Genomic DNA, 19555 nt, shown 5'->3' with positions numbered 1-19555 from the left:
TTGAGTCACGTTTAGTAACGGCTTTCAACAACCCGCAACTTCTCAACTTCAAGTACATTCGATTAGCCAGCTTAGTTTCTTCTGTTCTAAGCCCCTGATTATATTTACTTCTTAGCGTCATCATTGTTCTGTAGTTCATGCCACTCTCCCCAACACATCAACCCACTTATCCAATTCAACCAAAGACATGTTCTTGATCTCACTATCTTTGTTGTGACTGTTGCGAGCTGCTTTAACGATGTTGTGCTCAATACTCTTTTGGCTGCGCATCTCATCAAGCTCCACAATGTTCATTGCAAAAGTTATTGCCGCCCATTGGTGATCTGAAATACCTGCCTTTCCTTGTGAAGTGCTGTGAATAAACTGTCGACTAACACGCATCGCGTTTGCCAATGCTGTACCTCGCCCAACACCGATATCCAACCAAGTTCTAAGTTGTTTTTTCTTGTTCATTGAGCACCTCCAATGTTCATCATTTTCTTAGCCCGAGCTGTCGCCTGATACTTGAAGCAAGTAACTTTTTCTAAGAGCTGTAATTTGACTAGAGTGTTTAGATATCTAGTGATTGTTGAATTTGAGACTTCATCCACCAAACCAACTACATTCCCAGCTTGAAATGGTGTTGTCTGATTGGCTGCGAAGTACAAAATGTTTAGCGTCCTACCGACCGCAATTTCTTGATTAAGTGCAATCAATGAGCCTGTATCAATAATCGACTCACACCAATCCATATTTTGATTGTTTAGATGACTCATACCATCACCCCCTGAGCCACTACGGCTTTCTTGAGTGCTGCGCGCTGATTGCTAATTGATTTAGCCTCTTTGCAAAACTCACAGCGGCATTTGTGTTTGTTGTATGCGTAGACTGTGCCGTGTGTGAATTTGTGCTCATACTTGGCAACACCTATTTCTTCAATCCAATCAAGCGTTTTGTTATCGTTTGCGGCTCTCATGACAACACTCCTAATCGACACATAAATACAATTTCAATCCCGCCATACGATGGCTTATTGAATGTTTTAAGTTCCTTATTGATCACCGATTCAATATGTTTTTTTGATTCAGTCTTGAATTGAAATGATCTTTTTAATATCAAATTTGAGCCATCGATTGCTTCAACAGTGAATTGCATCTTCTGGCGGTTAATATCGGTAACTCGGACTTGTACTTTCACGCTGCACCTCCCACTCTTCCGTCATTCCAATTGCACTCAACGATTGTTAAGCCGCCATGCTGGAATCTGGACCACAAACGATCACCAAGATCTGCTTTGAGCTGATCAAGCGTCATGTTTGAAATCAGCATTGTTGCTTTGGCATCGTCATAACGTGAGTAAAGAACTTTGTGAACTAGCTCTAAGCGCTTTTCACGGTCATGCAATCCATACTCGTCAAGAATCAATAAGTCGTATTGAGTGAACTCATAGATCACCGATGCTTCTGACTGGTCCTTAGTGTCCTTGTCCCATGCTTTCATGATCTTCTGAGCCATGTCTTCAGATGTGATGTAGCGAGCGTATTTTCCTTTTGCTAGCAAAGTACGGGCCGTAGCGCATGACAAATGGGTTTTCCCTGTACCAGTACTACCGACCATCACAAGATTGACCACAGAGCCATTCACGATTTTCTTTGCGTAGTTTGCGGTTTGGGTTAGCGCATTTTTCTGACCAGCCAATTCAGTCGTGTAATTTCTGAATCCAGAATTTTCATGACGCTTTGGTAGCATCGCCCCAGCAAAGTGTTTCTCACAAACTTGGCGATTGACTTGTTTCTCATGTTCTTTGTTTGATTTGTTCACATACTCAACTGCGCAAGCTGGGCAAGTTTCACGCCCAAACATCACAATCATTTGAGTTTTGTGATCTGGGCAAATCTTTTGACTTTGAAGAATCTCGGCATTGAACATCGCATTCATACCATCCACTCCTCTAGTTCAACAGGCCCAACATTTTCGTAATGAGTCTGGGTTTGTGCCCATGCGTCGTTTACGTTTCTGTTGTCCAGAACTGGTTGAGTTGTTTTTGATTGAACTGGTGTGCTCATGCTGATGAATCGGTCTAGCTTTTCAGGTTCACGACAAATCAATTCGATATCGTTGTAGACAGTGCCACGATCATTTTTGCCCATGTGGTAATCAGACTTAGAGCAATTTGTGATTGCAAGCTTGATGTCTTCAACTGAATAACCTTGCTCAAGACGCGCTTCGATTTTCTTTTTGCGTTTTTCTGTGAGTACAGTTTTTTGGCTGTTGAAAGTTGCTTTCCAGAACTCAAACACGACATATATATTTTCTTTAAGTGTTTCTTTAAGTGTTTCTTTAATAGTGCCCCGTTTGACGGGACTGGTCCCATCCCGTTTCGCGGTACTAGTCCCGTCACCTTTAATGGTACTAGTACTGTTTGATGGTAGTACCGTTTGCTGGGACTGGTTAGGGTTGATTGAATACTCGTTTAAACACCCAGTTTTACGATTAACAAGAACGATTTTTTTGTCTTCGAGTTCCTTGATGCATGACATAACCGTGTCACGTTTTTTGATGCCACAGTATTTCTGAAACTGAGTAATTGCTATTGTGTGAAATGCACGATCAAAACCAGACGTTTGACGCACTATGAGCATTAGGCATTTAAAAGCCTTATCGTTTAATTGCGCCATTATCTGGTCGTCAATTAAAGAGTTAGGCATTCTGGTATAGCCCTCTTCTTTCTTTGACATAGCTTGTCGCTCTTTTTTCAACGCAGTAGATGGGTGCAACGTAATAACGTTGTCCTCCTCCTGCTTATGTGCTAAATTTGATTTCATTCATTGGTTCCTAATTGATGAATACCGAAGCCTGATCTTGTACATCAGGCTTTTTCTTTGTCTAAATCCCTGTGATTCCCTTCCAATCCCTCAGCAAAAATTACTTCTGTAGAGAGATCCCGCATCAAAGCGCCTAATCCCAAGCGCTCAAATGATTTTGCTTGTAAATTAAGTACATGCCACTCACCCGCTATTTCTTTCTCAAGTAAATAAGCGAGATATTGAGCAAGGTCTTTACCTTTAATTTCAGCCAGAACTTTTGCTCGTTCGTGGTTTTCAGGAGACAAACGCACATGCGTAGATTTTTTTTCGAGACTCATTTGTTTGGCCTTAAGCAGCGGAAGCTTTGCTGCTCTGAATGTTTTGGTTAAGAAATAAATGTGGATATTGGAGTTTTACCTTCGCTGGTATCCCTCTAGTCATCCAGTTTTGAACTCGCTGTTTATCTTTGAAGCCCAGTAGCTCTGCCACTCTTGTAGAGCCACCAAGCCGTAAGAGAATTTCTTTATCAGCTTCGATAGACATGGTCGCCTCTAGTAAACGTTTGTTTAGTTAATAGTAAACATGATGTTTCCTAAAGTCAAATCATTTGTTTAACACAAAGTGTTTACTTTTTTAGATAATGCAGAAATTAATGAATCGGGATATTGTGATGAAAGAAGAAAAGGCTGCTCACCCTTCTGTCATAAGGCTTTTAGAAGCAAGTGGTGTTTCGCAAGAAGAAACAGCAAAGGCTATTGATGAGTCACCACAAACAATTACAAACTGGAAAAAAAGAGGTGTGTCTAAAGCAGGCGCATTGAAGGCAGCAGCAAAATATGCTGTTTCTGCAAATTGGATACTTAAGGGTGAAGCCACTAAAAACGAAGGTGTGACTAAAGTATTAGAATGGGATTCAGATACCCCAATAGATAATGATGAAGTTGAAATACCTTTTTACAAAGAGGTTTTAGTATCGTGCGGTTCGGGGTCGTTATCTGAGATGGTAGGAAATGAAACAAGAAAATTAAGGCTAAGCAAGTCAACTCTTAGACAATATGGTGTTGATGCCTCAAATGCTTATGCTTTAACCGCTTTTGGTGATTCTATGTCGCCAGTTATTAACAATGGGGCTACCGTTTATGTTGATGTTGGGAGAACAAATATTGTTGACGGTAAAATCTATGCAATAAGTCACGGTGGATTATTTAAATTTAAATATTTATATAGGATGCCTAAGGGTGGTGTTCGTATTGTCAGTGCAAATAAAGAAGAATACCCAGAAGATATTTTGACTGCTGAGGAAATAATGGATCAAGAGTTTAGTGTTGTTGCTTACGCTTTCAACGTGCAAAACTCATTACCATAAAGAAATAAACAAAATGTTTTAAAAGGCCGCTATATGCGGTCTTTTTTTATGTCTATGTTTAGTAAAAGAAAACAAAATAAATAAACATTTGTTTAATATTCCTCTTGACTACAGTAAACGCCGTGTTTACTATTATCTCACAGACAACAAAAAAGCCCCGACAGTTTGGCGACGCGGGACTTTTACTCAAAGAGCGAGATAAGTATGAACATAAAAACGAATTTGGTCAAACCAATGTGCACAGCACTTGGAGTAATGGGAATGCTTACTGCAGCTTATGCATTCAGCCCAGCGAAAGAACAATCTGTTGCTCCTTTGGTTGAGCGGATTGAAGTAACCGCCCCATTCAAACTCGAATCCATCAACGTTAAGAAAAGTTTTGCTGCTGTCGAAACTCTAAATGAGCAATACGTTGTTGAGTTTGAGTATGTGGCTGAGTTCTCTAACCACAATAATGGTGTGGGCGGAAGTTGGAATGAAGTTGATGTACTTGAAATAAAAGAGCCTCGCGTCTACGACGAAAACGGTGAAGTTGAAAACTACTACTTGGATAGCCGAAGTGTTCAAGAGATCGTTCATGTCATCGAACAAGAACTAAGAGAGCGCGTTTAAGCGCTCCGTGGAGAAGGTTATGAGCAGATTAGAGGTTTTGAAAAAATCATTAGAAAAGAAAGAAATTCTTTTTAATGAGAAGCTTGTGAATCACTTCGCAGATGTTAAGTCAGCCAATGGCCAGCCGTTAAATGATAAGCGCAATGGCGGGGTGACTCTGGATCGGTGGGATAAGCAAAATGAATCATTGCGAAATTTAAAGCAAAGTGTTGAGAAAACTAAAAGTGCAATTGAACGTGAAGAATCAAAAATTGCATATGTTGAGGCGTTATCTAGCGAAATTCCAAAAGAAATCATGGATTTGGTTGAAAAAGGAATTCTAACTCAATGGCGAAAAAATCCTAACTTCTTTTTTGTTGTTGGTGTTGAAAAGGCTCGAATTGTTTGGGATTTAAAGAAAAAGGTAGTTGCTCATCGCTACATTCGGGAAATCAAAGATAAAGCGCAATGGGCCTTATTCCGAGATGTCTACAACAGGTTAAATGCTCAACTAAACACGGAGAACAGCAATGACTAACCCTCACAAAGAATTCGCAGTCGTAATGTTCTTTTTGTTCTTAAGTTTTTTTGCAGCTCTGATCGTGCTTTACAAAGTGATCTGCCCTGCTGTGTGGAGTGTGTGAATGAACCCTCAATCATATCTCTCAAACATGAAGTCAAAGCTTGACCGTGTTTATACAACTTCTGAGCTTAATCAAGCAGTAGAGACACTTTACCAATTCGATCATTTAGATCGTAAAGAATACGAAAACTGGATTGCTGAAATCAAAGCGATTGAATCCAAAAGAACAGAACAGCTTTTAAAGAATGCAGCTTAGGAGAAGAAGATGGAAGTTCAACAAAAAAGAAAGCTTCTCGAAGCTGTAGAGACGCTGGTTCGTCGCCCCGCCTCAACAACTGAAACAACACTAGCTGAGGCATTGGCTTATTTCAAAATGCTTGTAGAAGAAGCAACTCAAGGTCAAATCGAAGTTATTTATAACGACACCACACAAGAATTGCCGTTTTAGGAGAAGAAGATGAAAAAAATGTCTAAAGAAGATTTCTTATCAGTATTAAGTGGATTGTTTGACGCTCATACGGGTAGTGATTGTTTTGATGAAGAGGCATGGCTAGAAGATTGGGAAAATGGTAAAGATCCTGTGGCTGCATTCTATGACGAATATCCAGAATACGACGATCTTTAAGGAGAAGGTTATGAATGCACAAGTGAAAACAGAAAATCAAATTGCTGAACATGATCCTAAATCAATCAAGGCATATGTTAGTGATTCAAAGATTCGTCAAAAGTTTGAGGAAATTTTAGGGAAGAAGACACAAGGTTTCTTAGCATCAGTGATGCAAGTTGCTAATCAAGCACACCTAAAAAATGCGGTACCTGCAACCGTGGTGAATGCTGCAATGATGGCAGCTACGCTTGATTTGCCAATCAACAGCAACTTGGGTTTTGCATACATCGTACCTTACAAACGTAAGTTTAAAGATGGTCAAGGACGTTGGCAGGAAAGCAATGAAGCTCAATTCCAAATGGGCTACAAGGGCTTTATTCAATTAGCTCAACGTTCAGGACAGTTTTCACGTATTGCTGCTACTCCTGTTTATGAGGGTCAATTAGTTTCTGCTAATCCCCTGCTCGGATATGAGTTTGATTGGACTATTGAAAACAAAGGTGAAGCAATCGGATATGTTGCTTTCTTTAAGTTGCTAAATGGTTTTACTGCCGAACTTTACATGAGCAAGGATGAAATCCTTAAACATGCAGGAAAGTACAGTCAATCATTCAAATATGGTGGCGTGTGGAAAGATAACTTTGAGGCAATGGCTCTTAAAACAGTTACAAAGCTTTTGCTTTCAAAACAAGCGCCACTTTCAATTGAAATGCAAACAGCTCAATTAGCTGATCAAGCAATTGTTCATGATGTTGCTACAAATGATTTTGAATACATTGATCACCAGGAGAGTGTTGCAGCTATCGAGCAAAAACCGATGCTTGATGATGATGCTTTTAATTCTTTGTTAGATCAGCTGAATGCTCAGGCAGTTGATAAAGATTTCATCTTAGATGGTTACAGCCTAACTGATGCTCAACGTATAGCGGTGGAGGCTCAGTGATGAAACTATTCCGCTGCTCCAGCTTATCTAAGTTAATGGGTGATGCTCAAAGCATCGCTCAAGAGCTTAGAACTGAGGAAATTGAAACGTTAATCAAGAAGCGTAAGCGTTCAGATAGCGAGAACTCAATCATTGAGCAACTCAAGAATCAATCTTTGTCTGATACAGCAAAATCTGAGATTAGAACAATTGTTAAAGAAGATTTAACAACTTTCAGATCGTTCAAGGGCAATCAGTACACAGCTAAAGGTAATGCACTTGAAGAAATTGCAATTGATCTATCCGGTAAGGTTCGCTTTCGTAAGCTTACAAAACACAGTGGTCGAGTTAATAACGACTTTATCACTGGTGAGTGCGATGTTCTCGATTTAGATCGAAAGCTGATCATTGATACAAAATGCTGTTGGGATATTGGAACACATCCATTTTTCCAAGATGAAGCACAGGAAAAAGCCAAGAAGGCTGGCTATGACTGGCAGATGCAAGGCTACATGTGGCTTTACGATTGTGAAGTTGCAGAAGTTGATTTTTGGCTACTCCCTTGCCCTGTCGAGTTGACAAGCGATTGGGATGATCGAGATCAGCTAATTGATTTGGTTGACAAGATTGATCTTAGAGAGCGTTTAACAACGGTTCGCTACGAGCGTGATGAATCAATGATTCAGAAGATCAAAGACAAAATTCCTCATGCTCAGGCTTATTACGAAAAGCTTTATCAAGAGCGAATCAAAGCGAGGGTTGCAGCATGAAAGAACTCGAAATAGGCATCGCTGTTTTATCAATGTTGCTAATGTTAGTGGTGATGACATGGTGAAGAAGGCAGAACGCATTGATCCGTGGATGTCAGAAGCATTTCTGATTTGGGTGCAGTACATCGGCTATCGAATCGTTACTAAAGGTATGCACAGTGAATTTGTGCCGAAATATGTAAGTAAGAACTTGCCACGTGGTGGCTCAATAGATCACTGCGGCAGACTAAACAAAGCAGCAAGCAATCTGTTTAAAGAATTTAAAGATCATGTGAGGGCGTGAAGATGGATATTAATGACTTAAAGCTTGAAGGTGATGCAAAAGATATTGCGGAGCAAATTTTTCAACAGTTGGTTGGCAAAGTTTACGAAGAAATAAAAAAGCACAACCCAGACAAAGCAAGTGAGTTTGCATTCTGCATGGCTGGCAATGCGATTGGTTGCTTATTCAGTGTCACCAAGCCTGCGAAAGTCCAAAAGGTAAAAGGCTTGGTTTTTCAATGCGTCGATCACATGGCTGTACAGGCTATGCAAAACCGCAAAACAAAGTTTAGTTGAGGTGGCGTAAATGACTAAAGATATTGAGTTAAAAGCAATTGATGAATTGATCTATGAAGTTGAAATGTTTGAGCAAGCGGGTGTTTACCCCGTTCAAGACTTTATAGACAACTTAAAAACACTATCTGCAAAGGTAAAAGAGGAAACAAAACTCGAAGGCTGCGTGGTGGTGCCTGTTGAGCCCACACCAAAAATGATCGATTCAACTTGGGATGATCAAGATGAAATCGAAAAAATGAGTCATAACTCTCGAAATGAGTTTATCTATAAAAAGATGATTAAAGTTGCAATGCTAGAAGCAGCAAGGGGCGGAAATGAGTAATTTAAATTTTACAGAATCTGAACTCGTAGAAGCTATTAAGAAGCGGCAGCTCGAAAAACTTGAACAGTATGGGCATTTAGCAAATGGAACTTCTAAGGATTATCAATTCGGTGAGTTTAGTGCTGTGCCATTGTGGTGGCTAAATGAGTTTGATGCTAATAAACGCAGAAGAATGGCCCATAAACTTGAATCAAAGGGCTTATTAAAGTCGTTTAGGGTTTGTGGGAGTAAAAGTAAATATTCATTATTAACTTTTGCCGTGGTTGGGCTGAGTGATGAACCAAAAGCGGATACGGAGGGGTGAGATGGGAATAGCAATTGATTTAACAAATACTGAGCGTTTAGTTTCCACTGCTGAGTTTGCATTGAGATTAAATATTAGTGAAAAAGAACTATATGACCGAATTAAAGATGGACGGATAAAGCCGCCAGTCAAAGATGGTCGTAAAAATATTTGGCTAAATAGTTATGTTCTGGAATGTATCTTGGAGAAATTTAAGGACAGTAGTCAAAGCAAAATACAAGCTTGAACAGAGAATATAAAAAAGGCCGCATTTAGCGGCCTTTATACTTACAGTAAAATCATATGTGAGTAATACTGTGAGTAAACACAAGTGATATTAAATTAATAAATTTAAATATCAATCACTTATGCTTTGATTGGGCGGCTTACATCATGCCGCCCATACCACCCATACCACCCATATCAGGAGCAGCTGGTTTATCTTCAGGAAGATCAGTAATCATACATTCTGTTGTTAACATCAAACCAGCAACAGAAGCTGCGTGCTCAAGTGCAGAACGCGTAACTTTAGCAGGGTCAAGAATACCCATTTCTAACATATCGCCATATTCGCCAGTTGCAGCGTTATAACCGAAGTTACCTTCACCCGCTTTAACCGCATTAATCACGACTGATGGCTCATCACCTGAGTTCGCAACGATTTGACGAAGTGGCGCTTCAATCGCACGACGTAAGATATTAATCCCCGCTGTTTGATCGTCATTTGCACCTTTCAGATTTTCAAGCGCATTGACAGCACGTACTAGCGCAACACCACCACCCGCAACAACACCTTCTTCAACAGCAGCACGTGTTGCATGAAGTGCATCATCTACGCGGTCTTTTTTCTCTTTCATTGCAACTTCAGTCGCAGCACCGATTTTAATTACGGCAACACCGCCTGCTAATTTAGCAACGCGTTCTTGAAGTTTTTCTTTATCGTATTCAGAGCTAGACTCTTCGATTTGACCACGGATTTGTTGAACACGCTCAGCGATTTGTTCAGCATTACCAGCACCATCAACAATCACAGTATTTTCTTTAGATACAGTGATTTTGTGCGCAGTACCCAAATCTTGAAGAGAAGCTTGCTCTAAAGACATACCTACTTCTTCAGAAATCACAGTCGCGCCCGTTAAGATCGCGATGTCTTGAAGCATTGCTTTACGACGGTCACCAAAGCCAGGCGCTTTAACCGCACATACTTTAATGATACCGCGCATGTTGTTTACAACAAGTGTAGCAAGCGCTTCGCCTTCAACATCTTCAGCGATGATTAAAAGTGGCTTGCCTGTTTTAGCAACCGCTTCTAATACAGTGATCAATTCACGGATGTTGCTGATTTTTTTATCAACAAGAAGAATGAACGGGTTTTCAAGTTCAGCAGTCAAAGTTTCTTGTTTGTTCGCGAAATATGGAGAGATATAACCACGATCAAACTGCATACCTTCTACAACGTCTAAAGCGTCTTCGAAGCCAGAACCTTCTTCAACAGTGATTACGCCTTCTTTACCCACTTTTTCCATGGCTTGCGCAATCAACTTACCAACAGTTGTGTCAGAGTTCGCAGAGATTGAACCCACTTGTTCAATCGCTTTGAAATCATCAGCTGGTTTTGCATTGGCACGGATATTTTCAACCACAGTTTTCACTGCGATGTCGATACCACGTTTCAAATCCATTGGGTTCATACCTGCAGTTACAGATTTGATCCCTTCATTTAAAATTGCTTGAGCAAGTACAGTTGCAGTCGTGGTACCGTCACCAGCGATGTCGTTAGTTTTGCTTGAAACTTCACGAACAAGTTGAGCACCCATGTTTTCAAACTTGTCTTTGAGTGAGATTTCTTTCGCAACAGTCACACCATCTTTAGTAATGTGCGGCGCACCGAAAGAACGGTCGATTACAACGTTACGACCTTTAGGGCCTAGCGTTACTTTTACTGCGTCTGCAAGAATATTTACGCCTGCAATCATTTTTGAGCGAGCTGAATCACCAAATTTTACGTCTTTAGCTGACATATTAAACTCCGAATCTTTTTAAATACTTAATCTGATAATAAAATGAGTTATGTGTCGATTAGCCTTCTAGCACAGCTAAGATATCTGACTCTTTCATAATCAAGAGTTCTTCACCACTCACTTTAACTGTGGTACCTGCATATGCACCAAACAATACTTTGTCACCAACTTTGACATCCAAAGCACGTACGCCGTTATCTGTGATTTGACCATTACCAACTGCAATCACTTCACCTTGTAATGGTTTTTCAGCAGCAGAACCTGGCAGTAAAATACCACCAGCAGTTTTGGTTTCTTCTTCTACGCGACGAATCACAACACGATCATGTAATGGACGAATGTTGCTCATAATTAACTCCATCAGACTTAGTCTTTTTGATTAATTTGTATTGCTACTCCAGTAGCAATAAACAAAATTTTGATATGCCACTTTTGTGGGGTTAAAAAAAAAGGCTTCAAGGGGAAAAATAAAAAAAATTCTACTTTTTGGTGCTTTTTCAGACATCATCGTCATTGTGATTTAAATTCATCGCTTTTTCATGCTTTTCGAACCGTTTTTTTTGTTCATCAAACCAATAATGTTCAATCACACCGTTGTCTAAAATTACATTGAAACTATTGGTGGCATCATGATGCAAACGATTGGAAATCGCGGTACCTGCATGAATATCGTAAACAGGATGCTCAATATTCAATTGATAGATTTGGGTGAGATCATAAACCGCTGCTTGGTGTAAATGTCCATGTAATAGCCCAAATAACCCAGTGTGCCCCCATTGCTCCAAAGCAATCTGTCCAAGTACAGGGCAATCTTTATCATGATGTTCATCAGGCGCAATGTAAAAAGGTTGATGAAACACCACCAGTTTAATTTTATTCGCTGGCGCTTGTTTGAGTTTATCGTATGTTTCGTGAATTTGCTGCGCGGAAATATGCCCGCGCGTATGGTAACGTCTACGAATACTATTCAAGCCAACAATATAGAAATGCTCCGTTTCTAAAGCCGTTTCCAGATCACCAAAAAACATTTGATAGCGCAGAAAAGGTGAGAAAAAGCGATTCCATACATGGTACAAAGGAATGTCATGATTACCCGGCACTACCAAATAAGGAATCGACAAGCTTTCTAGGAACTGACGACACGCATAAAACTGCTTAAAACGGGCACGTTGAGTTAAATCACCACTCACCACCATTGCTTCAGGATGATGTTGCTCACAAAACAGCCGAATTGCGTGCATACATGCTTCACGTTCAGTACCAAAATGCAGATCAGACAGATGTAACAACATTTGGAACCATCACTTTTAGGGCCGATTTTTTAACAGCGAAGTTTAATGGCGTGTGCATTTCCCTTAACTCTCCATCCACTGCTACCGTTAACTGTGTCTTTTTACAATCTACCCGTATCTGTTCAGCACAGAAGGTATAGACATCAGAAGCTTGATCAATTTTTCCTTGAATTAACTTCCACAACATTTTTAACAAGCTATAGCGATCACTTTTCGCAACCACAACGCCAGCCAGTTTTCCATTGGCAGCACATTCCGCAATTCTGAGATTCAAGTCACTGAGTTGTAGCTGATTATTTCCAAAGAAAATCAGCGGCGTGCTCACTGGGTGTTTTTTTCCATCAACCGTCACAGCCAACTTTAAAGATCTATGTTCGCGTAGCAACACATCCAAGCCTGATGTATATGCATGCAATGGGAATCGACCGAACCGTTGATTATATAATTCACGCTTCTTAATAAATAACGGATATAAACCTAGACTGGCATTATTCAAATAAATTTGGTCATTGAGAGTTGCGACATGCACCTCATGGATTGTCCCAGTCGCAATCACTTCTGCCGCTTTATGTACATCAATCGGGATATTTAAAGCTCGAGCAACATAATTAAAAGTACCTAGCGGTATGATCCCCATTGGGATATCGGTATGCATCAAACGCTTTGCAACTGCGTTTAAAGTCCCGTCTCCACCTGCTGCAATCACCACTCCCCGCTTATCAGCCTGTTGATGTCTCACTAAAATAACTGCCATCATTTCATCAAAATCAATTGTTTGATTTAACTCAAAAACCTGAATTTCAAAACCATATTGTGTCCAAAATGTCATGAGACGTTCATATTCTTCATCTTGTTGCGCCGCATGAAATCCTGATTTTTGATTATATATAATAGAAAGTGGGCGTAAATCTGGACTCATAAAGATCAAACATAAGGCTGTTAATAGCTGTATTTTTGGGTACAAAAGCAACAAATGAAAGCTTGTTTATGTAAATTTTGAATGAGCATAATTCATTTTATCAATAATAATTCTCAAGAAATGCATAAACAGTAAATTATTGTTATTTATTGGTATTTTTAATAAAAATAACACCTATAAGTAAAACGTATACTGCATTTAAAAAACATTCAATCGATCAAAAACAACTACTTAGATAGCATTAAACGGGTTTTTATTAACAGGAGATAACATTCTTGGCTCTTATTTTTTTTTCGATTTTATGCTTTAATACAGCCACTTTTTTTACTTCATCTATTTTCATTGTATCCCAATGAATAGAATTGTACGTCGTACACACTTTAAAAAGGCATCACCATGACCCAAGTGAACGCACCAGAATTCGTTCGTCACCCTAAGCTTATTGCATGGGTGGAAGAAATTGCAAAATTAACCAAACCAGCAAAAATTGAATGGTGTGACGGAAGCGAAGAAGAATATCAACGTCTGATCGACTTGATGATCGCTAACGGCACCATGCAAAAACTTAACCAAGAAAAGCATCCTGGTTCATATCTTGCAAATTCTGATCCTTCTGATGTTGCTCGTGTTGAAGACCGCACTTATATTTGCTCTGCAAACCAAGAAGATGCTGGCGCGACTAATAACTGGGTTGCACCTGCGGAAATGCGCGAAAAATTAAATGGATTATTTGATGGTGCAATGGAAGGCCGTACCATGTATGTGGTTCCTTTCTCAATGGGTCCGTTAGGTAGCCACATTGCACACATTGGTATCGAACTTACAGATTCACCTTACGTTGCTGTTTCGATGAAGAAAATGGCACGTATGGGCAAAGCGGTTTATGACGTACTTGGTACAGACGGTGAATATGTACCTTGCGTACACACTGTTGCAGCCCCTCTTGCCGCTGGTGCAAAAGATGTTGCATGGCCATGCAACAACGAAAAATATATCGTGCACTACCCAGAAACGCGTGAAATCTGGTCTTACGGTTCTGGTTATGGTGGTAATGCATTACTTGGTAAAAAATGCTTAGCATTACGTATTGCTTCTGCAATGGGTCGTGAACAAGGTTGGTTAGCTGAACACATGCTAATTTTAGGCGTAACCAATCCTCAAGGTGAAAAACATTACATCGCAGCGGCATTCCCTTCTGCATGTGGTAAAACTAACTTTGCGATGTTGATTCCACCAGCAGGTTATGAAGGTTGGAAGATTGAAACTGTAGGTGACGATATCGCTTGGATCAAACCAGGTGAAGATGGTCGTTTATATGCAATCAACCCAGAAGCTGGTTTCTTCGGTGTTGCACCTGGTACAAATACCAAAACCAACCCGAACTGCATGGCAACTATGCATAAAGATGTCATTTATACCAACGTTGCTGTTACAGATAATGGTGAAGTATGGTGGGAAGGTCTTTCTAAAGAAGTTCCAGCGAACCTTACCAACTGGAAAGGTCAACCACATACTGGTGAAGATAAAGCTGCTCATCCAAATGCACGTTTCACTGTTTCTGCTGGTCAATGCCCTTCGATTGACGCTGACTGGGAAAATCCAGCAGGTGTTCCAATCTCAGCATTCATCTTCGGTGGTCGCCGTGCGGACACAGTGCCTTTAGTATCAGAAGCTTTTGATTGGGTTGATGGCGTGTATAAAGCTGCAACTATGGGTTCTGAAACAACTGCTGCTGCTGTTGGTCAACAAGGTATCGTTCGTCGTGATCCATTTGCGATGCTTCCTTTCGCTGGTTATAACATGGCTGATTACTTCGGTCATTGGTTACAACTTGGTCAAGAAGTTGGTGCTAAAGCAGAAGCTGCTGGTAACAAATTACCAAAAATCTTCAATGTAAACTGGTTCCGTCGTGATGCTGAAGGCAACTTCGTATGGCCTGGTTTCGGTCAAAACATGCGTGTTCTTGAGTGGATCATTGATCGTTGTGAAGGTCGTGCTGAAGCGACTCAAACACCAATCGGTCTAGTTCCAACTTATGAGCAATTGAACTGGGAAGGTATCGATTTCTCTAAAGAGCAATTCGAAACTGTTACAGCGCAAGATAAAGATCAATGGATCAAAGAGCTTGAGAGCCACACTGAGTTATTTACTAAACTTGGTGATCGTTTACCTCAAGCACTTAAAGATCGTCAAAATGAATTATTAAATGCGGTTAAATCTGCTTAATAATTAAATGACATAAAAAGGTCGCTTCGGCGACCTTTTTTGTTGTCTGGTGATTTGGCTTTTTAATATAAAAAACCTATCCATAAGAAGAATAGGTTTTAAAAAAAATCGAATAGTTTAAGAATGTCTAGAGCCTGTAAAAATATTAGCTATTCAAGCTCATAGTCTTCATACTCCCAATCAAAGTATCTTTGCAATTTACTACAACTTAAACTCCAATTTTTATCTGTACATGATTCCACGACCTTACAAATAGCATCATACATTATTTCATAAGAATAATTAGATATTAGAATAGTTCTATTAAGTGCAAGAATATCCATGTTTCCTTTCGCCTTTCTTAAGCCCTCTGGTGAAGCCATATCTACATAGAATAAATTTACACCTTCCTCTAAGTTACACCCAATTTCAATAACTAGATTAACAAACACTTCATCCAAGTTGCTTGGAATCCAAGATTTAAGATCAAAGTAATCTGAGGAGATTGAATGAATAATTAATTGCATCATAACCACCCTTATTTCAAAACATCATATAACACCATAGTACTTACTCCAGCCACCCTTTCTTACAATATTTCTCAGAGTTAAGTCACTCTCTTTTAACACTTAAAATCAAAAAGATAATTTACAGATTATTCATATTTAATTATTACACTTTAATTACCCCTCACAAAACCCTAAAAATACTCTTCAAACCGTATATTTTCAATTTCAAAATCACCAAGTTTAATAAATGGAATAATTCTTTCTAAATACCAATTAACATTAGTTATATTCTCTAATAATATTTGACGATTTATACTTAAACTTACAGTAATCCCACCTTCAAAGTCCAACAAAAACTCCCCTCCAATATTTGAATCTCTCCAAGTTAAAACCACACCTAACATTTCCCTTAAAGAGTTTTTATGATTCAAAATCAAGAGTAATTCTTCATCAGAAATTGCATCAAAATTCCAATTAAAATCATCATTATCATGAATGGGCAAATAAGCTTTTAGCCCATGATCATTAAAGTTCCAACCAGCCTGATAAATAAGTTCCAGAATTTCCATTGGACTATTATCATTGCTTACTATTTTTACATATAACCCTGAAGATATAGACATGTCAAATTCCTCCATTAATGTTCATAAAATTTAATACCCTTTTTCGTTAACCACTCTTTAATATGTTGGGGTATCGGAGTATTGGAATGAAATTCATAGGAGGCATTTTTATTTTTTAGCCACGGACTGCCTTTAAATATCAGAATTAAATTTATTCAAACCATCAGAAGAACAACCTTAAAATATTGGCTTCATTCAATCACACTTTTTTAGATATTCGGGATTAAACTTAATTTTATTTACATCTGATCTACTAAACACCTTTCTTGGAATATCAATAGTATCACGTGCTGTAAACCATAATGATTTAGTCATAATAGCACTACTTCCATCCATCGTGACAGATCTACCCGTAACAGGATCAACAACATGTTCTTGCCATGAAGGAATAACGGCCAAAATATTACTGTATTCCCCTTGCTCTAACTTAGCAACAATACGTGGAGCATAATATCCCAAAGAGTCATAAACCTCGTAAACCCTAAAAATACTTAATCTTGTAAAACGAGGAAGGTCACCTATCTCTTGGTAACCTATCGTATCGATCGTAAAGGGTGGATGCCAGTTTTTGGTTGTTCGTAAGCTATAATTCGTTGTACCGTAATCTTTAAATTTCTTTCTAGACAATACCATATCTTGTTGTGTAATCAGGCATAATCCATCTATATCATGCGATAAGATTCTAGGTGTAGCACAAGCGGTAAGAGTTGAAAGAGCTAATAAAAGTCCAAAACATCTTATTAAGTTTTTAATATTCATGTATTACTCATTACACTCAGAGGAATTTAAATCCATTCAGAATTGATAACAAACTTTAAAGCCTTGGATTTTCACTCAATCACACTTTTTTAGATATTCGGGATTAAACTTAATTTTATTTACATCTGACCTTCTAAGCCTTTTTCCAGGAACATCAACCCTATCAAACCCTGTAAACCATAATGATCCGAATATAAATGTACCCCTTTCATCAGCAACTCTTTTTCTTGTGTCTGGATCAGCCATACTCTCGTTAAATCCAGGAATACTAGCGATTATTCCCTTATATTTTCCCTGCTCTATTTTCACAACAATATCAGGTCTAAAGTAACCTATTGACTCATATGCTTCATAGACTCTAAAAATACTTAACTTTGTTGAATTTGGGACTAAACCTATCTCTTGGTAACCTATCGTAATCGGCGTAACCCACGCATTAGGGCTTTCTAGCATATACTGCGTATCCAACGTTTTTAAGGCTTTCTTAGACAGCCGAAAATCTTGTTGCGTTACTAAGCATAATCCATTTATCTCATTCGATAAGATTCTAGGTGTAGCACAAGCGGTAAGAGTTGAAAGAGCTAATAAAAGTCCAAAACATCTTATTAAGTTTTTAATATTCATGTATTACTCATTATGATCGGAAAGTTTTAAAATAACTCATACTTAGCCAAAGAAGCTTATTCACTATCAATAAAATTCTTAAGAATATCTGAAATGTAATGCCCTGTTCGACGATCTGTACTCGCAATAACGAATGATAATGGACAGTCTCTAAAAAACTCGCTTTTAATTTCAGGCAAATTATAAAATGCATGTTTGGGATTATCCAACTCTATAATCCATTTCCCCCCCAGATATTTTCTAAATGTTTCACCAACATAACGTGCATAGCCATCAACTTTACGAGATTCTTCTTGGGCTAAGATCGCTTGAGTCGTCGGATACTGCTCCAATATCCAATTTTCCAAGATATCCAATGATTTTACCGAGTAATCTAACTTCTCACTAATTTCTTTTGGGAGGGTATCATGTATACGTGATAAAGCATCACGCATGTCCATTAACCAATATTGAAAGCTGTCAAACCTTTCTTCTCTAGTTTTCATATTAATCAGTATTCATCCGTGTTAGTACCTTCCAAACAACCGTGGAACAAGATAATCAACTATACTAATAAAAGCCATTTTCTTTTGCCAGTTTGATTAATTCTTCCACATTAGAATCTATCCTTTTTTTATACCAATCAACAATATGATGAATATATGGCTTGATCTCATCCTTAGATAAAATTACTTGTGATTCCCCTACACCTCTATCTCTACCAAGTTCTTCCTCCCCAAGAAAAAAAAGATAACCATCATAATATGCCTCTATACCATGATCTTCTTCCGAGTAAATATTCCATTTTTCTACACCCCAATCTACATCACCTGCCACACCTCCTCTTATAATAAATTTTTTGAATAGGTCTATATCTATATTATTTTCATATATCATATGAGCAAAACAATTCCTTACTGTCCAGAACTCGTCATCTTTAACATCTTTCAAATCCCTAAAAGGCTCTATAGGAAAGTAAACCATTTTTCAGTTTCTCCTGTTATTTGATTCCATGTCCATTAACCAATAGTGAAAGCTATCGAATCCCTCTTCTCTGATTTTCACATTAAGATTACTAATATAAGTTTATTTAAACATTTATAGAAGATATCTATTTCATAAAAAAGGAATTTAAAATTATTAGATCAGGCTCAAACAGAGCTTATAATCGGTCTAATGTCACTTTTGTAAAGCTTGCACCAGTAAAGTGGTTACTGTCATAAATATCTTTTATTCTCTGGCTCACAATAACAGTTGAATCCTCATTCTCCAATCTAAATAAGTCGGAATTATCTGTTTTTGAAGCATCAATAATCAATTTAAAGAATGCTCTATAACGACCAGCAAAGTCAGGTCTTACAGGATCATTTTCTAGAAATTTCTGAAAATCTGAGTTCTTTTCATCTACACAGTCATATCTTAAAGAATCAATTAATAGGTAAAATTTCTGTGATAACTGTTTATTAAAAATTAAAGGAATAAATAAGCAATCACTAATTTTCTCTAATACCAATAGATTTGCAAATTTTTCACTAACAACACAAAACCCATAGAATGTTGTAGTAAAATCAACTTCCTCTAGACCACTTTCTATAGTAGCAACATATTGCTTTTGCTTATTTGAAAGATACTCAAATAGAAACTCATCCCAATCAAGTTGTGCTCTTGGATTATTGAAACCATCAATCTCTGTTATAAAATATTGATTAGAAAAGTCATAAAAATCTGCTTTAATTTCATAGTAATCCATTGTCACCTCCTATATTTCAGTTAACCACTTATTAACTTGTAAGCCCGAGATTAAAAATTCCAATTTTATTTTTCTAAGTACTCCCAC

Annotated in this window: 33 protein-coding genes; 14 read left to right on the top strand and 19 right to left on the bottom strand. The window is 38.4% G+C overall.

The window, feature by feature from the left end; all coding sequences use genetic code 11:
- Nucleotides 1–135: 135 nt before the first annotated feature.
- Genes EXE30_RS06755 through EXE30_RS06720 form a run of 8 tightly spaced genes read right to left on the bottom strand, consistent with a single transcriptional unit; the run spans nt 136 to nt 3328 of the window.
- Nucleotides 136–453 (bottom strand): hypothetical protein, encoded by a 318-nt coding sequence (locus EXE30_RS06755; protein ID WP_130161739.1) that lies wholly within the window; start codon nt 451–453, stop codon nt 136–138.
- Nucleotides 450–755: a hypothetical protein gene (locus EXE30_RS06750; RefSeq protein ID WP_130161738.1), complete on the bottom strand. Its 306-nt coding sequence runs from the start codon at nt 753–755 to the stop codon at nt 450–452. The genes EXE30_RS06755 and EXE30_RS06750 overlap by 4 nt, the downstream gene beginning before the upstream one ends.
- Nucleotides 752–955, bottom strand: a complete 204-nt coding sequence (locus EXE30_RS06745) for a hypothetical protein (protein ID WP_130161737.1) — start codon at nt 953–955, stop codon at nt 752–754. The genes EXE30_RS06750 and EXE30_RS06745 overlap by 4 nt, the downstream gene beginning before the upstream one ends.
- A complete protein-coding gene (locus EXE30_RS06740) occupies nt 952–1176 on the bottom strand; it encodes a hypothetical protein (protein WP_130161736.1) in 225 nt (74 codons plus the stop codon). Before EXE30_RS06740 ends, EXE30_RS06745 begins: the two co-directional genes overlap by 4 nt.
- Nucleotides 1173–1916 carry an ATP-binding protein gene (locus EXE30_RS06735; RefSeq protein ID WP_130161735.1) on the bottom strand — a complete coding sequence of 248 codons (744 nt, stop codon included), beginning with the start codon at nt 1914–1916 and terminating at the stop codon, nt 1173–1175. The genes EXE30_RS06740 and EXE30_RS06735 overlap by 4 nt, the downstream gene beginning before the upstream one ends.
- Nucleotides 1913–2803: a replication protein gene (locus EXE30_RS06730; RefSeq protein ID WP_130161734.1), complete on the bottom strand. Its 891-nt coding sequence runs from the start codon at nt 2801–2803 to the stop codon at nt 1913–1915. The genes EXE30_RS06735 and EXE30_RS06730 overlap by 4 nt, the downstream gene beginning before the upstream one ends.
- A gap of 44 nt (nt 2804–2847) precedes the next feature.
- Nucleotides 2848–3123, bottom strand: a complete 276-nt coding sequence (locus EXE30_RS06725) for a hypothetical protein (protein WP_130161733.1) — start codon at nt 3121–3123, stop codon at nt 2848–2850.
- 10 nt (nt 3124–3133) lie between these two features.
- The gene (locus tag EXE30_RS06720) at nt 3134–3328 is read right to left on the bottom strand and encodes a hypothetical protein (protein ID WP_130161732.1); all 195 of its coding nucleotides are present in this window, start codon (nt 3326–3328) and stop codon (nt 3134–3136) included.
- A 127-nt stretch (nt 3329–3455) separates the two neighbouring features.
- On the opposite strand from EXE30_RS06720, the gene EXE30_RS06715 reads away from it, so the two are divergent.
- From EXE30_RS06715 to EXE30_RS06660, 13 genes are all read left to right on the top strand, one after another.
- Nucleotides 3456–4151, top strand: coding sequence for a S24 family peptidase (locus EXE30_RS06715; protein ID WP_130161731.1), 696 nt, complete (start codon nt 3456–3458; stop codon nt 4149–4151).
- 204 nt (nt 4152–4355) lie between these two features.
- Nucleotides 4356–4763, top strand: a complete 408-nt coding sequence (locus EXE30_RS06710; protein ID WP_130161730.1) for a hypothetical protein — start codon at nt 4356–4358, stop codon at nt 4761–4763.
- A 19-nt stretch (nt 4764–4782) separates the two neighbouring features.
- On the top strand, nt 4783–5280 hold the full coding sequence (locus EXE30_RS06705) for a hypothetical protein (RefSeq protein WP_130161729.1): 498 nt from the start codon (nt 4783–4785) through the stop codon (nt 5278–5280).
- Between the two features lie 106 nt (nt 5281–5386).
- Nucleotides 5387–5581 (top strand): hypothetical protein, encoded by a 195-nt coding sequence (locus tag EXE30_RS06700; protein ID WP_130161728.1) that lies wholly within the window; start codon nt 5387–5389, stop codon nt 5579–5581.
- 9 nt (nt 5582–5590) lie between these two features.
- Nucleotides 5591–5773, top strand: a complete 183-nt coding sequence (locus tag EXE30_RS06695; RefSeq protein WP_130161727.1) for a hypothetical protein — start codon at nt 5591–5593, stop codon at nt 5771–5773.
- A gap of 9 nt (nt 5774–5782) precedes the next feature.
- The gene (locus EXE30_RS15865) at nt 5783–5950 is read left to right on the top strand and encodes a hypothetical protein (protein WP_165382379.1); all 168 of its coding nucleotides are present in this window, start codon (nt 5783–5785) and stop codon (nt 5948–5950) included.
- Nucleotides 5951–5960: 10 nt separating this feature from the next.
- The gene (locus EXE30_RS06690; RefSeq protein WP_130161726.1) at nt 5961–6875 is read left to right on the top strand and encodes a recombinase RecT; all 915 of its coding nucleotides are present in this window, start codon (nt 5961–5963) and stop codon (nt 6873–6875) included.
- Nucleotides 6875–7624: a hypothetical protein gene (locus tag EXE30_RS06685; protein WP_228256111.1), complete on the top strand. Its 750-nt coding sequence runs from the start codon at nt 6875–6877 to the stop codon at nt 7622–7624. Before EXE30_RS06690 ends, EXE30_RS06685 begins: the two co-directional genes overlap by 1 nt.
- A gap of 58 nt (nt 7625–7682) precedes the next feature.
- Entirely contained in the window at nt 7683–7907 is a 225-nt protein-coding gene (locus tag EXE30_RS06680; RefSeq protein WP_130161725.1) for a hypothetical protein, read from the top strand.
- A 2-nt stretch (nt 7908–7909) separates the two neighbouring features.
- Entirely contained in the window at nt 7910–8182 is a 273-nt protein-coding gene (locus tag EXE30_RS06675) for a hypothetical protein (RefSeq protein ID WP_130161724.1), read from the top strand.
- A gap of 10 nt (nt 8183–8192) precedes the next feature.
- Nucleotides 8193–8504 (top strand): hypothetical protein, encoded by a 312-nt coding sequence (locus EXE30_RS06670; RefSeq protein WP_130161723.1) that lies wholly within the window; start codon nt 8193–8195, stop codon nt 8502–8504.
- Nucleotides 8497–8808: a hypothetical protein gene (locus tag EXE30_RS06665; protein WP_130161722.1), complete on the top strand. Its 312-nt coding sequence runs from the start codon at nt 8497–8499 to the stop codon at nt 8806–8808. Before EXE30_RS06670 ends, EXE30_RS06665 begins: the two co-directional genes overlap by 8 nt.
- A 1-nt stretch (nt 8809) precedes the next feature.
- Nucleotides 8810–9034: a helix-turn-helix transcriptional regulator gene (locus EXE30_RS06660; RefSeq protein ID WP_130161721.1), complete on the top strand. Its 225-nt coding sequence runs from the start codon at nt 8810–8812 to the stop codon at nt 9032–9034.
- A gap of 139 nt (nt 9035–9173) precedes the next feature.
- Here the strand turns inward: EXE30_RS06660 and groL are convergent, their stop codons facing one another.
- The 4 genes from groL to EXE30_RS06640 form a co-directional block, all read right to left on the bottom strand.
- Complete coding sequence (gene groL, locus EXE30_RS06655; protein ID WP_121929491.1) at nt 9174–10808, bottom strand: chaperonin GroEL; 1635 nt, start codon at nt 10806–10808, stop codon at nt 9174–9176.
- A gap of 58 nt (nt 10809–10866) precedes the next feature.
- Complete coding sequence (locus EXE30_RS06650; protein ID WP_121929490.1) at nt 10867–11157, bottom strand: co-chaperone GroES; 291 nt, start codon at nt 11155–11157, stop codon at nt 10867–10869.
- 148 nt (nt 11158–11305) lie between these two features.
- Entirely contained in the window at nt 11306–12100 is a 795-nt protein-coding gene (locus EXE30_RS06645; protein ID WP_130161720.1) for a metallophosphoesterase family protein, read from the bottom strand.
- Nucleotides 12081–13019 (bottom strand): diacylglycerol/lipid kinase family protein, encoded by a 939-nt coding sequence (locus EXE30_RS06640; protein ID WP_130161719.1) that lies wholly within the window; start codon nt 13017–13019, stop codon nt 12081–12083. Before EXE30_RS06640 ends, EXE30_RS06645 begins: the two co-directional genes overlap by 20 nt.
- A gap of 396 nt (nt 13020–13415) precedes the next feature.
- Here EXE30_RS06640 and EXE30_RS06635 point away from each other — a divergent pair, with 396 nt between their 5' ends.
- On the top strand, nt 13416–15245 hold the full coding sequence (locus EXE30_RS06635; protein WP_130161718.1) for a phosphoenolpyruvate carboxykinase (GTP): 1830 nt from the start codon (nt 13416–13418) through the stop codon (nt 15243–15245).
- Nucleotides 15246–15394: 149 nt separating this feature from the next.
- On the opposite strand, the gene EXE30_RS06630 is transcribed toward EXE30_RS06635, so the two are convergent.
- The 7 genes from EXE30_RS06630 to EXE30_RS06600 form a co-directional block, all read right to left on the bottom strand.
- Nucleotides 15395–15754, bottom strand: a complete 360-nt coding sequence (locus EXE30_RS06630; RefSeq protein ID WP_130161717.1) for an Imm8 family immunity protein — start codon at nt 15752–15754, stop codon at nt 15395–15397.
- A gap of 170 nt (nt 15755–15924) precedes the next feature.
- Complete coding sequence (locus EXE30_RS06625) at nt 15925–16356, bottom strand: hypothetical protein (protein ID WP_130161716.1); 432 nt, start codon at nt 16354–16356, stop codon at nt 15925–15927.
- 195 nt (nt 16357–16551) lie between these two features.
- A complete protein-coding gene (locus EXE30_RS06620; RefSeq protein WP_130161715.1) occupies nt 16552–17115 on the bottom strand; it encodes a hypothetical protein in 564 nt (187 codons plus the stop codon).
- A 75-nt stretch (nt 17116–17190) separates the two neighbouring features.
- On the bottom strand, nt 17191–17739 hold the full coding sequence (locus EXE30_RS06615; protein WP_130161714.1) for a hypothetical protein: 549 nt from the start codon (nt 17737–17739) through the stop codon (nt 17191–17193).
- A gap of 56 nt (nt 17740–17795) precedes the next feature.
- Nucleotides 17796–18173: a hypothetical protein gene (locus tag EXE30_RS06610; protein WP_130161713.1), complete on the bottom strand. Its 378-nt coding sequence runs from the start codon at nt 18171–18173 to the stop codon at nt 17796–17798.
- 115 nt (nt 18174–18288) lie between these two features.
- Nucleotides 18289–18702 carry a hypothetical protein gene (locus tag EXE30_RS06605; RefSeq protein WP_130161712.1) on the bottom strand — a complete coding sequence of 138 codons (414 nt, stop codon included), beginning with the start codon at nt 18700–18702 and terminating at the stop codon, nt 18289–18291.
- A 178-nt stretch (nt 18703–18880) separates the two neighbouring features.
- Nucleotides 18881–19468 carry an imm11 family protein gene (locus EXE30_RS06600; RefSeq protein WP_130161711.1) on the bottom strand — a complete coding sequence of 196 codons (588 nt, stop codon included), beginning with the start codon at nt 19466–19468 and terminating at the stop codon, nt 18881–18883.
- Between the last annotated feature and the right edge of the window lie 87 nt (nt 19469–19555).

Origin of the sequence: Acinetobacter halotolerans, assembly GCF_004208515.1 — a bacterium.
GTDB lineage: Bacteria > Pseudomonadota > Gammaproteobacteria > Pseudomonadales > Moraxellaceae > Acinetobacter > Acinetobacter halotolerans.
The sequence above is the reverse complement of the archived record's forward strand: the minus strand, read 5'-3'. Positions and strand labels throughout refer to the sequence as shown.